Source organism: Clostridiaceae bacterium, from assembly GCA_012840395.1.
Classification (GTDB): Bacteria; Bacillota; Clostridia; order Acetivibrionales; family DULL01; genus DULL01.
In genome coordinates, this window is sequence record DULL01000005.1 from 1 (window position 1) to 16,009 (window position 16,009).

Below are 16,009 nucleotides of genomic sequence, written 5' to 3' on the forward strand. Positions count from 1 at the left end.
TAATGCTTTTTCATTTTACAGATTCCAACACCACTTTTTTTATTTTTAAGTGACATTTTCACAAGATAATTAACTCGTTTTTTTAGTCTTTTTAGGTGACATTTTCAAAAGTTATTGACACTCTTTTTTAAATTTTGCATATTATATTGCGACAATTATCGTTACGATTTTGGGGAATATAGAGTTTTCTTAGTGCCACTCTTGAATGGTTGTCAGATGGCTTTTCTGTTAACCACTACATATTCCCCCTTTAGTCCTTAACTTATAAACCAAACTCGAAAACTTGCTCTTCATGTAAAACAATACCGTCTAACAAATAAGATTTTTCGTTTTTCAAATATTTTTCAGCAAACATTCTTATATCATTCCAGTTATATTTATGTCCATAGGCCACATCATACCAAAGGTAGATTTTTGTCCTGTTGCCCAAATCATTTCTATATCTTCTAAGTTGTTCCAGCTCCTGCTCCACAGTTGGGCAAGGCTTTTTATATAATGCGGGCTGCCACTGGTACACAGGCATTATTACCAAACCGCTTACAAGTCCTTCATCAACCCATTTATTATAATCAGCATGAAAAAGAGCTGTCCTCTTGTTAGTAAGGCCCAAAGCATAAACTCCTGTATAGTCTCCGCTTACCAGCACTATAAGTTTCTGGTTCTTTTCTCTGAGGTATTCCGAAACTTCTCTGATAAATAAAGAATGGTACTCGCCTTTTAATCTCTGCCAGGTTTCATCATCATACATGTATAAAGGCTTATCCTTAGGTCCTCCCGAATATAAAGGGTATCTTACCAGATTCTCAGTTCTTTCAAATCTTACATCATCAAATTGGGTAATATCTATACCATATCTTTTTTTATATTCTTCAACCACTGGTTTATTGTAGCCAAACATATCCTCGTAATCATAAGGATTGTCGGTATGGGGAGCATGACTTCTTATAGAAAGGAATATACCGTCCGATCCGTAGTCAGCTAGTTCCTTTATCATTTTTAATTTGTACTCTCTTAATCCCTCATAACAGTAATTAAATACGCCCTGATAATACAAGTCGCCGCTTCTGTCCACCCACTGCCATTCTGGATGTTCCTGCATTAATTTACTGGATATTTTAGGATAATAATCGTCATACATAGTCATCCAAATATATATTTGAATATTGTACTTTCTCGCGTACTTAACAGCCAGTTCAACCGGATCAAAACTGCTCATGATGTCTTTTACTCTTTTAGAATGTTCATTGTCGATACTGTCATTTATAATATATTCAACATTACTTCTGTAAAATACTTTGCCTACAACCGATATCCTCCAAAAAACTATATTAACACCCTGTTCAGCTGCATTCTTAAATAAATTATCTATATACTTTTCACCATAGAGATCATTCTTAATATTTCCACAGGTATCGAAATAATCTACATTCAGGATAATATCCTTTTCACTCATATAATAACCTCCTATTTTAACATTATCTAAGCTGAATACGCTTTTTCACATATACAATTTGTCCTACCTGCACAATTCATTTTGGTTGATTCTCAAAAGAATTAGTTATATCTTTTCTTGGCTTTTCATCGCAAAGTCCGCGGTGTTCCGGCACCCTCTCAATTACCATTTTCCAGAAACAACGGGGTAAGTGGTCTTTGTGGGCTCTGTGAAGCAATACACAGTCAACACAGTTCCCTGCTCTATCACAAATGCCTGTGCATGGACACATCTTCTGGCCGGATTTTTTTATCTCTTCAAGCACTTCCATCTCCAGCCTTTTGGCTTCCTCATGCATATTGGCATGATACAGGGGCATAATTGCTGCCGCTTTTTCATTACCATCAATCTTAACCTTTTTTATTTCATTCATATAGATTTCTCCCGCTTAAGTATTTACCGCTTATACCTTCTTCCAGGATTGATCCTATGTCTGATTTTCTTTTACCTTCGGCCATACTCGAAGGTTGCAGCTTCATGCAGCACTATTCCGTCAATTAAATTGCTTTGGTCTTTTTCAAACACTTCACGGGCAATAGTATTAATGCAGTCCCATCTGTTGTATTTTACATTTACATGATGCCACATATACAGCTTAGCCTTATCCTTTATTGCTTCCCTATAGTATCTCATGTATTCAAGTTCCTGAGTCAAATCATATTCTTCATTTCCCCAGGTTGTAGGCTGTCCCTTGCTGTCTGTCTGAGGGACAGGTGGAATATATAGTATCCCGTCAACAACATCTTCTCTAACCCAATTCCTGTAATCTGTATAAAACCTTGCTGACTTTTTGTTGGTCTGACCAAGAGGATAAATACCGTTATAGTCACCTGCCACATGGACAATCAGCTTTTGACCTTTCTCTTTTGTTACTTTCCTGACATCTTTAATAAACATGGTGTGATATTCTCCCTTTAGCCTGTGCCAGAGTTCTTTATCAAAACCATCATCTATATATTCAATCCAGGTTACCTTGTTTTTTCTGTAGGTTTTCACAGAATTATATTTTAAAATATTTATTCCATATCTTTTTTCATACTCTTCAACAATTGGTTTGTTATATCCAAACATATCCTCTATATCATATACATTAAGATGAGGTGCATGGCTTCTCATGCTTAGATAAAATCCGTCAGCTTCATAATTTACAAGTTCCTTAACCATAGCCAGCTTATATTCTCTTACTTCAGGATAGCAATAGTTTACTACACCTTTGAAGTATACATCACCACTCCTGTCAACCCACTGAAACTCCGGATGTTCTTTTATAAGCCTGCTTGTCATACCAGGATAAAAATCATCGTACATGGTCATCCATATGTATATATTAAGATTATATTTTCTGGCATATTCTACTGCTAATTCAGTGGGATCATATTTTTCAATGAAGTTTTTTACTTTGTATGCATTTTTGTTTATTCCACCGTCATGCCTGTATTCAATATTGCTCCAATAAAAAACTTTACCTATACAGGTTACTCTCCAGAAAACCGTATCAGCACCGGCCCTGGCTATATTGCAAAAGGTATTTTCAAGCATAACTTTTGTGTATTCATTGCTGTCACTCCATAAAATATTATCATAAGGATCAATATTAACAATTATTGATTTTTCACTCATCCTAATTCCTCCACATTGCTTATTTATTTTATTATATAGACCTTTTATGCCAGTTTAGGTCATATGAGTTATTTCTAAAAAACTCATATGTCTTTAAAGCCAGCACAAAAAGTTAATTTAATTTTCTATCTTATTATAATTTTTTAAATAAGGTAAAAAAACTTCATAATAATTTAACCCATCAAAATAATCTTCTTATTTGTACTATTTTATACTCCTTACGCATATATTTTCAATTCATCACCTGTTTTATTATTATCTGTCTGCTGAATATCAAGCTGACTTTGTATACTGTTGATTAAAAAAGCCGAAATATACTGGGATACAGTCAAAATCAACATTGCTGTAACATATCCTGCTGCACTGCCTGGCATGTTCATTGTCAATATAATTCCAAGAACCTTGCCTGCTCCCAGAAAAAATTCCCGGATTGTATGGACTTCAGCGCCTTTCCCTTTAAAATAATCGATGTTTTGGACAACGGAAAAATAGATATTTACCTGCGGCATGTTGATAAAGTATATCAGAAGAGAATTAACAACATTAAAAGCAATTAGTGTTACAGGGCTCAGGTTAATATATAATAAGGCAATGGCGCCGGCTATTACCGTAACAGAAAAAAATACGCTCCTGCTTCTCCTGCCGGGTGTTACAAGCAAGGCATACAAGCTGGCAGACAAGATGGCACAGGCATTTCCCAGAAAAGAATTAATTCCAATGACCGCCTCATTGGCAATAAACTGGTAAATCAATACACTGATGAAAAATGAAAAAGTCCCATCACGAATACCAATTAAAAAAGTAATCCCCATTATCTTCCATCCTATTTTATTCTGTAACAGGGTTTGGGCTACTTCACTTAAGTAAACTTTTTTATCTTTGTCAAACTGACTCAAGGGTGCCAGTTCCATGGAGAATTTTAGCGCCAATGAGGAAAGCATAAACATAAGAATAAATAAAATACGATATCCTGTAAAGTCTTTAAACAAAGATAATAAAAATCCTAAAATCAAAGGCAGTGCCAGTGAAATAACTGATCCTACGGTAGATAATATTCCTGTTGCAGTGTCAAGATTGTCATCATTTGTGTAGGATACAAGCTGCAGGCAGTATGTGGCATAATAAAATCCTGCTGCAATGGATAAAAGGGTACCAATTGCCCAATAGTAGTTGGCAGCATACTCACCTGTTATTACCAATGATGCAAATACAATTCCATATAACAGGAAGCTTATCCGCTGGGATATGAGAGGAGAAGCTTTCCTTAGTACAAAAACGGTACCGATCATGGAAAATGGCTGTACTGCACTTAAAAAGATATTATAGATCATCACCTGGTCTGAATTCCCGGAAGCCTTAAACAGAAATGTATTAATAAACAGGTTTATAATTGTGACAAAACCAAGAAAACAAGAATTCATTTTAAGAAATGCCCTGAAGTTTTTATTCAGGCTTCGGATTTTTGCAATACCGCGGTCAAAAATAATTCTTCTCATTGTAAGTATCTCCTTCGCCAAAATGGCCGGTCACCAGAAGCAGTGATTTAAAAAAAGCAAACTTGCTTCGCTTGAGGATTCAGTGGGGTCTTGCACCCCCCACTGAACAAGGTTGTTATTTTAATTTGCCTCAATTCAGATCCCGCTTGTAAAAGCGGGAGATTTCTTGAAGCCTTGTTAAATTTCAATTTATTTATTAACTAAAGTATTCCACTCCAGCTTCAAATATTTTTTGATCTTTTTCTCCAGGTACATTCTTAGCCACATTTGTACCAATTCTTTCAGAATGACCCATTTTACCCAACACTCTTCCATCAGGACTTGTAATACATTCAATACCATGGATGGAGCCGTTGGGGTTAAATCTGCTGTCGTAGGTGGGATTTCCATCCATATCTACATATTGTGCGGCTATCTGACCGTTTCTGCCCATTATCTCAAGATCTTTTTCAGTGGCAACAAATCGGCCTTCACCATGGGATAAAGCTATAGTATATATATCTCCAAGGTTTACTTTGCTAAACCATGGTGATAATTTTGAGGTTATTATTGTACGAGCCATTGTGGAAACATGGCGCCCTATAGTATTAAACGTAAGAGTAGGACTGTCACTACTTAATTTCCTTATTTCTCCATATGGAAGCAGTCCCAGCTTAATCAATGCCTGAAAACCGTTACATATACCAAGCATCAGCCCATCACGGTTTTTTAGAAGATTCATGATGGCTTCGCTAACATATGGATTTCTGAAAGCTGTTGCAATAAATTTGCCTGATCCGTCAGGTTCGTCCCCTCCGCTGAAACCTCCGGGAATCATTACTATTTGAGATTTATTTATATTTTCTGCCATTTCTTTGATTGAGTCTTCTATATCTTTTGAGCTCATATTCTTTATTACCTGGATATTTACCAGGGCACCTGCTTTTTCAAAAGCTCTCATCGTATCATATTCACAGTTGGTTCCAGGGAAAACAGGTATATATACTCTCGGCTTGGCAAAGCTTTTTCTTACACTGGTTCTTTCTATTAAATTTCCGGATATTTTATCTGCAGGAGGATTATACATAAAAAGTTTTGGCTTTTCATTTATAAAATCATTTCTTGTAGGAAAGACTGATTCAAGAGGTTTTTCCCAATGGGAAAGTGCCTCCTCCAGACAGATATCTGTTCCGTTAACTGTTATTGCAGCTTTTTGCTGTGTGTATCCCAAAAGCTTAAAATCTACTCCCTCAAGAAGACTATCAGTATCCTCATCTCCCGGTAATTCTAGAATAATTGATCCATAGCCAGGAAGGAATAATTGCCTGTTTTCAATATTTTCGTTAAAAGCAAAACCTATTCGGTTTCCAAAAGCCATTTTGCTTATTGCCTCTGCAACTCCGCCGCACTTTACTGTACAAGAAGCAAGAACTTTTCTGTTAATTATAAGTTCATGAACTTTAACATAGTTTTTTCTCAATTGGTCAAAATCTGGCATTTCATTATGGTCTCTCTTAAGTGGAATTAGCACTACTTTACTTCCACACTGCTTAAATTCAGCAGATACAACTTTATCAGCATCTGCTATATCTACAGCAAAAGCAACCAGTGTAGGTGGAACATTCAGTTCATTGAAAGTTCCCGACATACTGTCCTTTCCGCCTATTGCGGGAATGCCCATTTCTTTCTGGGCTTTGAAGGCTCCAAGCAACGCACTGAAAGGTTTACCCCATTTTTCAGGGTTTTTACCCAGTTTTTCAAAATATTCCTGAAGACTGAGCCTTATTCTTCTGAAGTCTCCGCCCATAGCCACAATCTTAGAAACAGCTTCTATAACCGCATATAAAGCTCCATGGAAAGGACTCCATTCTGATAAGTAAGGATTAAAACCAAAAGTCATTAAGGTACCTGTTGTAGTATCCCCATCAAGTACAGGAATTTTTGCAGCCATACCCTCAGAAGGTGTCAATTGGTATTTACCTCCGAGAGGCATTAAAATTGTACCGGCTCCTATAGTGCTGTCGAACATTTCCACGAGACCTTTTTGACTGCATACATTCAATCTCTCAAGATTATTTAACCATGCAGATTTTAAATCACTTAATGAATTTTCCACTGTTTCAGGTATTTTATTAAAAAAGCTGTCGTTTTTGTCCGGTACCTTTATCTTTACTTGAGTTATTTGTTTTACTCCGTTTGTATTAAGAAATTCTCTTGATATATCAACAATTGTCTGGCCTCTCCATATCATTTTCATTCTGGGTTGCTCTGTTACAACAGCAACCGGAGTGGCCTCGAGGTTTTCTTCCTGAGCAGCATTTATGAAAGCTTCGACATTATCCTTGGATAATAAAACCGCCATTCTTTCCTGAGACTCGGATATGGCAAGCTCAGTCCCATCTAGTCCTTCATATTTTTTAGGTACTGCATCAAGATTTATTTCCAGTCCGTCAGCAAGTTCGCCAATTGCTACCGATACTCCACCTGCTCCAAAATCATTACATTTTTTTATCATTGTACTTACTTCAGGTTTTCTAAAAAGTCTTTGTATTTTTCTTTCTGTAGGAGGATTTCCCTTCTGGACTTCGGCTCCGCTAGTCATCAAAGACTCATCAGTATGAGCTTTAGAAGAACCTGTAGCTCCGCCGCATCCATCGCGGCCTGTTCTTCCACCCAGAAGAATTATTACATCACCGGGCTGTGGTTTTTCTCTTATTACATTTTTCTTAGGAGCTGCGCCAATTACTGCTCCTAATTCCAGTCTTTTAGCAACATACCCTTCATGGTATACTTCAGCAACCTGTCCTGTTGCTAAACCTACCTGATTTCCGTATGAACTGTATCCCGCTGCTGCCACTGTAGTTATTTTCCTCTGAGGTAGTTTCCCCGGCAAAGTATCTTCAATGCTGGCTCTTGGATCGCCACTTCCTGTTACTCTCATAGCCTGGTAAACATATGATCTTCCGGATAAAGGATCACGAATGGCACCGCCAAGACAGGTAGCTGCTCCGCCGAAAGGTTCGATTTCAGTAGGATGATTATGAGTTTCGTTTTTAAACATTACAAGCCATTCTTCATCCTTCCCGTCAACAATTACATTTACCACGATGCTGCATGCGTTAATTTCCTCAGACTCATCAAGATCTTTCAACATTCCCCTTTTTTTCATTTCTTTCATGGCTATGGTGGCAAGATCCATTAAAGTGATGTCCCTGTCTTTATCTTTATATACAAAATTTCTCGACTCAAGATAATCACCATAAACAGATTTTACTACATCACTGGCATATCCATCTTCAAATTTCACTTTCTCAATCTTTGTTAAAAAAGTAGTGTGCCTGCAATGATCTGACCAGTATGTATCAATAACTTTCATTTCAGTAACAGTAGGATTTCTCTTTTCCACATCCCTGAAATAGCTCTGACAGAATCTCAGATCCTCAATTGACATGGCAAAACCGGCTTCATTCATATATTTTTGCAGTTCTTCATTGCTCATATTAATGAAATTTTTAATTTCTTTTACATCTTCCGGTTTCTTTATTTTGGTTTTCAGAGTAAGAGGCTTTTCCAAGGATGCTTCTCTTGATTCCACAGGATTAATGCAGTATTTTTTTATATTTTCATATTCATCATCGCTTATACAGCCTTCAAGTATTATTATCTTCGCAACTTTTATTTCAGGTTTTTCACCGCAGGTTAATATCTGCACACATTGTGCTGCCGAATCGGCTCTCTGGTCATACTGCCCGGGAAGATATTCTATTGCTATAACTCTTGAATCGGGTGATATTTCCAGTTGCTCATTATATATAATATCAACCTGTGGTTCAGAAAATACAGTGTTTTTCGAAGCCTCAAACTCATTATCATCCATACCTTCGATGTCATATCTATTTATAACTCTTACAGATTCCAAACCAATTATTCCGAGGTTTTCCCTTAAATCATTATAGAGTTTTTGTGCTTCTATATTAAAACCCTGTTTTTTTTCTACAAAAATACGCCTAACAGTGTTTTTCATCTTCAAATCCTCCATTTTAAGGTTGTAATAGACATTCAAATTATAACATAAGGGTATTTTTGTGTAAAATGTTATGAAAAAATAATAAAATACGTGAATTTCTATTGATTTACATTGAGCTGATGTAGTGCTATTATATTATACAAACTAGAACCATTTATAATTTGCATATACATTAATGTACTAATTCTTCCGCGAAGTGATAATATTAGCTAATAAATATTGAACAATGAAAGGATGGTTATATGTCTGAACAAATTAAACAGATAGCCGCCAGAATTAAAGATCTGAGAGAAATATCAGGATTATCAATTGAAACTTTGGCACAAGAATTTAATGTACCGGTAGAAACTTATATTGAATATGAAAGCGGAAGTGTAGATATACCTGTGGGATTTCTACATAAAATTTCAAGCAGATTCAAAGTGGATATGACGGCTTTATTAACCGGAGAAGAACCAAAACTTAGAAATTATTGTGTAGTAAGAAATGGAAAAGGTGTATCTGTTGACAGAAGAAAAGCCTATAAATACCAGAATCTCGCCTATAATTTCTTGCATAAAAGAGCAGAGCCTTTTCTTGTAACCGTTGAACCTAAACCTGATGAATGTCCCCTGGAATTTAATGCTCATCCGGGGCAAGAATTCAATTATGTTCTTGAAGGTAAACTGAAGGTTGTTATTAATGGCTACGAATTAATATTAGATGAGGGGGACTCCCTCTACTTTGACTCCGGTTTGGAACATGGAATGAAAGCACTGAACGGAAAACCAGCAAAATTTTTAGCAATAATACTTTAAAATTGCTGTTTTAAGAATATTACAGAGCATTACCTAAATAAATTTGCTACAATGTCACATAATGTTAAAGAAAGAGGTTTTTGGAATGAATTTTATTAGTAGATATGTAACAAGAGAAGATTTTAAATCCTATGAAGATTTTGTATCAAATTTTAAAATAATAGTTCCAGAAAATTTTAACTTTGCCTATGATGTTGTTGACGAATATGCTGCTTTGGAACCAAATAAAAAAGCCATTGTATGGTGTGATGACAAGGGTGACGAAGCAACTTTCACCTTTGGACAGATTAAATATTATAGTGATAAAGCTGCAAACTTCTTTAAGTCAGCAGGTATCAAAAAAGGCGATGCCGTAATGCTGATACTTAAAAGACGTTATGAATTCTGGTTCTGCATTCTCGCATTGCATAAAATCGGTGCAATTTGCATACCTGCAACACATCTGCTTACAGCCAAGGATATTATCTACAGGTGTAATGCGGCAAGTATCAAAATGATTGTATCAGTTGCAGAAGATGAAGTAATAAAACATGTAGAGAATTCCCAGGCAGATTCACCAACATTAGAATCAAAAGTTTTGGTGGGTGGTTCCAAAGAAGGATGGATTGATTTTTATGCCGAATTGGAAAAAGCATCTGATTGCTTTGAAAGGCCTACCGGTGAAGACAGCATAAAAAACACTGATATATCACTAATGTATTTTACTTCAGGAACAACTGGAATGCCTAAAATGGTGCAGCATGATTTTACTTATCCTTTAGGCCATATAATAACAGCAAAATACTGGCAGAATGTACAGGATGACGGATTACACCTTACAGTAGCCGACACAGGCTGGGCTAAGGCTGTCTGGGGTAAAATCTATGGACAGTGGATATGTGGAAGCGCTGTATTTGTTTATGATTATGATAAATTTGTACCTAAAGAATTGCTGGATGTAATAATCAGGCACGGAGTTACAACTTTTTGTGCTCCACCCACAATATACAGGTTCTTTATTAAAGAAGACCTTAAAAAATATGATTTTAGTAAATTGGTACACTGTTCAATTGCAGGAGAACCATTAAATCCCGAAGTATACTATCAATTTTTAAAAGCAACAGGTCTTAAACTATCAGAGGGTTATGGCCAGACCGAATTAACACTTGCAATAGCAAATTATCCCTGGATAAATCCTAAACCAGGCTCAATGGGAAAACCTTCTCCTGGCTACGATGTAGATATTGTTAAAGAAGACGGGACTTCTTGTGATGTTGGAGAAGAAGGCCAGATTGTTATAAGAACTGATAAAAACGCACCTGTGGGTATGTTTAAAGGATATTACAGGGACGAAGAGCTTACCCGCAAGGTATGGCATGATGGGTTATATTATACCGGAGATATGGCATGGAAGGACGAAGACGGTTATTTCTGGTTTGTTGGAAGAGCTGATGATGTTATCAAGAGTTCCGGATACAGAATTGGTCCTTTCGAAGTTGAAAGCACTCTGTTGGAACACCCTGCCGTTTTGGAATGCGCGATAACAGGTGTACCTGATCCTATCAGGGGCAGTGTAGTTAAAGCAACTGTTGTTCTTGCAAAAGGTTACACTCCCGGTCCTGAATTGGTGAAAGAACTGCAGGAACATGTAAAAAATGTTACTGCTCCCTATAAATATCCAAGGATAATTGAATTTGTTTCTGAACTGCCGAAGACAATTAGCGGAAAGATCAGAAGAGTTGAAATAAGAGAACAGGATCGTAACAAGTAACCTTATGTTATAAAAAAGGATATATTTCTGTTTAAGTCAGAAATATATCCTTTTATTATGCTTATTTAATTTTCCAAAGTTACCAATTTTGTTAGTATTTGATTGCTTCTTTCAATAAATCTGGTCATTTCCTGAGCTTCCAGTTGCCTGTGGCTCATCATTGCCAGGTCATAGATATGCTGGCATAACATTTTAGCCTCTTCCCTTTTATCCTCTTTATCTTTAAACTTTAATATGGATTGTATAAGTATATTGCTGCTATTAAGTACCAAAGTTTCTTCTTTAGGCATTGAAGCAAATAAATCAGCATTTCCGAACATTCTGCTCATATCCTGAAGCCTTCTGGAATGCTCCGACAGGAGTATTACTGCAGGTATGGAAGCATCAATAAGGTTTTCTACCTTAACATTTAACTTATCGTTGCCTGTTGATTCTTTAAACAGTTTTTCCAGTTCGGCCGCCTCAGCTTTAACAGTTTCAGTATCCTTCCCTGCATCTGAATTCTTAAGGTTATCTGCCAGGTCAGAGTCTATTCTGCAGAATTTAATTTTATCATCTTTCATCTCAAGAAATTGAATAAAATGTGTATCAATCATGGAATTAAGTATCACTGCTTCCATATTGTGATCCTTAAACATTTTAATGTACTGTGCCTGCTGCTTTTCATCATTTACATAAAATACTTTTTCCTTATGTTTTTCCTTATTTCTTTCAATATATTCTTTAAGTGTAACATATTCACCATTAATAGTCTTATATATGATTATATCCTTGACTCTGTCATAGAATTTACTTTCACGGACACATCCATACTTAACGAAGGGGTTTATATCATCCCAATATTTATTATAATTCTCCCTTTCATTTTCATATAGTGAAATAAGCTTGTCAGCTACCTTTTTGGTAATATGTGATGATATCTTTTTAACATATCCGTCATTTTGGAGAAAACTCCTTGATACATTCAGAGGGAGATCGGGGCAATCGATGGTTCCCTTAAGCAATAAAAGAAACTCAGGAATAACTTCTTTTATATTATCAGCAACAAAAACCTGATTATAATATAGTTTTATCTGACCTTCCAATGATTCAAACTCATGTTTTAACTTTGGAAAATATAAAATACCTTTTAAATTAAAAGGATAATCCATGTTAAGGTGAATCCAGAATAATGGATCATTAAAGTCGAAGAACACCTTTTTATAAAATTCTTTATATTCTTCATCAGTGCAGTCTTTAGGGTTTTTCAACCATAAAGGATTCGTATCGTTAAGAGGTTTATTTTCTTCTTTACTTTCATCATCCTTTTTCTTTGTGGCATCTTCAAGGTATATTTCAAAGGGTAAGAATGAACAATACTTTAAAAGTATCTCCCTAAGCTTATATTCTTCAAGGAACTCTTCGCTATCTTTAGCTATATAAAGAGTGATTGTGGTACCTCTCTCTTTACGAGGGGATTCCTCCATTTCATATTCTACTCCCCCGGAGCTTGTCCAGGCTACTGCTGTCGCACCTTTCTGATATGAGAGCGTGTCGATTCTAACCCTGTCAGCCACCATAAATGCTGAGTAAAATCCAAGACCGAAATGCCCTATTATCTGGCTTCCTTCATCAGCTTTATCCTTGTATTTTTCTATAAATTCCTGTGCACCGGAAAATGCAATTTGGTTAATATATTTTTTTACTTCATCTCCTGTCATTCCTATACCGTTGTCAATAACCTGGATAGTCTTTAATTTCTTGTTGGTTATAACTTTAATATAGTATTTGGGATTATCCTCTATTTCAGCTTCTCCCAATGCAACCAGCCTTTTTAATTTGCTGATGGCATCATTGGAATTACTAACCAATTCACGAATAAAAATATCTTTATCAGAGTATAACCACTTTTTTATTATAGGGAGGATGTTTTCAGTATGAATTGATAAAGTCCCCTTTTCATGAGACATTATTAAGACGCTCCTTTCCTGTAACTATAGTAAGCCTTATTCAAGTAAATGTGAAACTTTGATTTACTATTTAGAAATCTTTACTAATTATATTACAACTACAGTAAATTAATTGTCAAGGAGATTTTAGCACTCTCTGGACATGAGTGCTAACAATTTTGAACAATATCTTTTTAATATATTCTTATAAAATATTGTTAATATGAGCAAAATCACTCCAACTAATACTATTGTCCCACCAGGTTTCAGGTTTGTATAAAAAGATATAAATAGGCCTGAAAATGTAGAAATCAATGAAAATATTATGGAAAGAACCAATGTGTTTGCAAAACTTTTGCCCACTTGCATTGCAGTAGATACCGGAATAACCATTAAGGAGGATATTATCAGTGCGCCCACTGTTCTGGAGGATATTGAAATTGCTATTGCGGTAAGCAATGTAAATAAAAAATTTATGGACGACACGGGAATACCTGCAAGCCTTGATGATTCTTCATCAAAAGCAATATAAAATAATGGCTTATATAAGACAATTATAGTTAATAATATTATTACACTTAAAACAGAAACCAGTATTACCTCAAAATTGCTAATTGCAACTATACTGCCAAAAAGAAAGTTGTTAAAAGTCGCACTGCTTTTAATAAATCCTGATAATACACCTGCAAGTCCTATACCTGCTGATGTAATAATTGCTATTGCTATCTCAGAATAATTGGTAAATGACTTTCTTATTTTTTCTATACTTAAGGCTGCAATCACAGAAAAAGCCGTTGCTCCTAAAATAGGGTTAATACCTGCAATAAGTCCCACTGCTACACCTGCTAACGATGTATGGGAAAGGGAATGGCCTATCATCGACAGCCTTTTCAACAATATAAAAATCCCTATGCATGGTGCTATGATGGCAATTAAGCCGCCCACAAGAAATGCTTTTATCATAAAATCATATTTAAATATTTCCATCATTTTGCCCCATTCCTCCAGCTGCAATTACCGCAATTATATTTTATTATATTTATGTTTACTCTATGTCCATAGAGGTTTGTCAATAAATCACCAACATTATCCACATCAGGGTTACATATTACAAGTTTCCTGTTGCTCATAATAGCCAGCTTATTTGCATGTGAAGTAATGGCACCAATATCATGAGTCACCATTACTACGGAAATTTTCATTTCTTTATTAAGTTTTGCAAGAAGACAATATACAGCTTCTTCTGAAGCAGCATCCATACCTGACATGGGCTCATCCAGAAATATAAGTTCAGGCTGGCTGACAAGCACTTTTGCTATAAATACCCTCTGTTGCTGACCTCCAGATAAATTTCCTATCAACCTTTTTTTATAATGCTGCATTCCTACTATTTCCAGTGCCTTGTCTATTTCCTCTTTATATGCTTTTTTACTGATTTTCATCTTTTTTATTCTGGAATATAAATTGGCACCAACAATTTCTTCTACTGTAGCAGGAAAACTGTTATTAAAATTTGCGGCTCTCTGAGGTATATATCCAACCTTGCCCCACTGATCAAATTTCTCAATTTTTTCACCCAGTAATTTTATTTCACCTTCAAGGGGTTTTAGAACTCCTAACATCAACTTTATTAAGGTGCTTTTTGCAGATCCGTTAGGACCAATTATTCCCAGGTAGTCACCTTTGTTAACATGAAAAGTGACATCATCTAATACATTTAACTCTCCATAACTAAATTTTAGGTTTCTGACATCTATAACCCTGTCCATATAATATTCTTGCCTCTTCAATTTTCAATTATTTTAAAGCTGCTTCAAGAGATTTTAAATTTTCCATCATTATACTAAAATATTCCTTACCTTCATTAATATCTTTTTCACTTAAACGTCCAAGCGTATTGAGGGGCATAATTTTAATGCCTGCTTCCCTGGCTATTGCTTCTGCCACTTTTGTATTTGAGTTTTCTTCATAGAAAATTACCTTTACATCATTCTCACGTATAAAGTTCACAATTTCAGCCATTTTCCCGGGAGAAGGTTCAGAATCAATGCTTAATCCATCAACTGCCACCTGATTCAAACCATAGGCATGACATAAATATCCAAAAGCGCCATGGGTTACAACCAAATTCTTTCTTGAAAACTCAGATATTGCTTTTCTATAGGTGTCATCAAGTTCATCCATCTTCTTTGAATAATTTAAAAAGTTTTCTTCATAATATTCTTTATTTTTAGTATCTGCTTCTATAAAAGCCTCTTTTATAGCCTCCATTTGTTTTTTAGCATTTTGTGGGCTCAGCCAAACATGAGGATCATAGTATTCATCATCTTTATCACCGTTATGGCTGTGTTCAGCTGCACTCTCTAACAGATCAATTTCTTTTGAAGTATCTACAATCACCATTCTGTTATTTTTTAATGTATTTAATATGCTCTCTGCCCATGGCTCCATTCCTGCTCCGTTATAAATAAAAACATCCGCCTTCTCAAGAGTACTTATGTCCTGTGGACCTGGTTCCCATTCATGAGGTTCGGAAGAGGAAGGTATTAATATCCTTAATTCAATTCTATCTCCTCCGATTTTTTTTGCCATATCGTACATGGGATAAAAACTTGTATATACAATTATCTTACCATTTTCAGACAGGTTACTTGATTTTTCAATATTGCTGCATCCAAAAAACAAAGTTGAAATACTTAGATATAATACAACTAAAATTATCCAATATATAATAATACCTTTTTTATATTTCTTCATTAATATGTATCCTCCTGTTTTATTATTACCATCTAATTTGTTTTTTGCAAGTGAGATCTCCCCACTTTTGCAAAATTTTTTCCCCAGGCACCGGTGGGGAATTTTTATGTAAACCCAGTGACTTTCCCGTAAGTTTTTTATGTGTTTAGTACAGCTTCGCGAA

Annotated in this window: 11 protein-coding genes and 1 pseudogene; 3 read left to right on the forward strand and 9 right to left on the reverse strand. The window is 35.5% G+C overall.

The features are described from left to right. Positions 1-262: 262 nt before the first annotated feature. From GXX20_00430 to GXX20_00450, 5 genes are all read right to left on the reverse strand, one after another. Positions 263-1,453 carry a hypothetical protein gene (locus tag GXX20_00430; protein HHW30135.1) on the reverse strand — a complete coding sequence of 397 codons (1,191 nt, stop codon included), beginning with the start codon at positions 1,451-1,453 and terminating at the stop codon, positions 263-265. 76 nt (positions 1,454-1,529) lie between these two features. Continuing rightward, complete coding sequence (locus tag GXX20_00435; protein ID HHW30136.1) at positions 1,530-1,865, reverse strand: hypothetical protein; 336 nt, start codon at positions 1,863-1,865, stop codon at positions 1,530-1,532. A 71-nt stretch (positions 1,866-1,936) separates the two neighbouring features. Next, entirely contained in the window at positions 1,937-3,112 is a 1,176-nt protein-coding gene (locus tag GXX20_00440; protein HHW30137.1) for a family 10 glycosylhydrolase, read from the reverse strand. Positions 3,113-3,330: 218 nt separating this feature from the next. Beyond that, positions 3,331-4,608, reverse strand: coding sequence for an MFS transporter (locus GXX20_00445; protein ID HHW30138.1), 1,278 nt, complete (start codon positions 4,606-4,608; stop codon positions 3,331-3,333). A 196-nt stretch (positions 4,609-4,804) separates the two neighbouring features. Then, positions 4,805-8,611 (reverse strand): phosphoribosylformylglycinamidine synthase, encoded by a 3,807-nt coding sequence (locus GXX20_00450; GenBank protein ID HHW30139.1) that lies wholly within the window; start codon positions 8,609-8,611, stop codon positions 4,805-4,807. A gap of 245 nt (positions 8,612-8,856) precedes the next feature. Between GXX20_00450 and GXX20_00455 the strand changes: the two genes are divergently transcribed. Together GXX20_00455 and GXX20_00460 are read left to right on the forward strand one after the other, a co-directional pair. Further along, positions 8,857-9,411, forward strand: coding sequence for a helix-turn-helix domain-containing protein (locus GXX20_00455; protein ID HHW30140.1), 555 nt, complete (start codon positions 8,857-8,859; stop codon positions 9,409-9,411). Positions 9,412-9,496: 85 nt separating this feature from the next. Continuing rightward, positions 9,497-11,161 (forward strand): AMP-binding protein, encoded by a 1,665-nt coding sequence (locus GXX20_00460; GenBank protein ID HHW30141.1) that lies wholly within the window; start codon positions 9,497-9,499, stop codon positions 11,159-11,161. 65 nt (positions 11,162-11,226) lie between these two features. Here GXX20_00460 and htpG read toward each other — a convergent pair whose 3' ends face one another. The 4 genes from htpG to GXX20_00480 all read right to left on the reverse strand — a co-directional run bounded on the left by htpG (position 11,227) and on the right by GXX20_00480 (position 15,846). Then, complete coding sequence (gene htpG, locus GXX20_00465) at positions 11,227-13,110, reverse strand: molecular chaperone HtpG (protein HHW30142.1); 1,884 nt, start codon at positions 13,108-13,110, stop codon at positions 11,227-11,229. 126 nt (positions 13,111-13,236) lie between these two features. Next, a complete protein-coding gene (locus GXX20_00470; protein HHW30143.1) occupies positions 13,237-14,076 on the reverse strand; it encodes a metal ABC transporter permease in 840 nt (279 codons plus the stop codon). Further along, a complete protein-coding gene (locus GXX20_00475) occupies positions 14,076-14,858 on the reverse strand; it encodes a metal ABC transporter ATP-binding protein (GenBank protein ID HHW30144.1) in 783 nt (260 codons plus the stop codon). The genes GXX20_00470 and GXX20_00475 overlap by 1 nt, the downstream gene beginning before the upstream one ends. A gap of 28 nt (positions 14,859-14,886) precedes the next feature. Next, a complete protein-coding gene (locus GXX20_00480; GenBank protein ID HHW30145.1) occupies positions 14,887-15,846 on the reverse strand; it encodes a zinc ABC transporter solute-binding protein in 960 nt (319 codons plus the stop codon). Between the two features lie 38 nt (positions 15,847-15,884). On the opposite strand from GXX20_00480, the pseudogene GXX20_00485 reads away from it, so the two are divergent. Beyond that, positions 15,885-15,995: pseudogene (locus GXX20_00485) on the forward strand (DNA primase). Positions 15,996-16,009 lie beyond the last annotated feature (14 nt).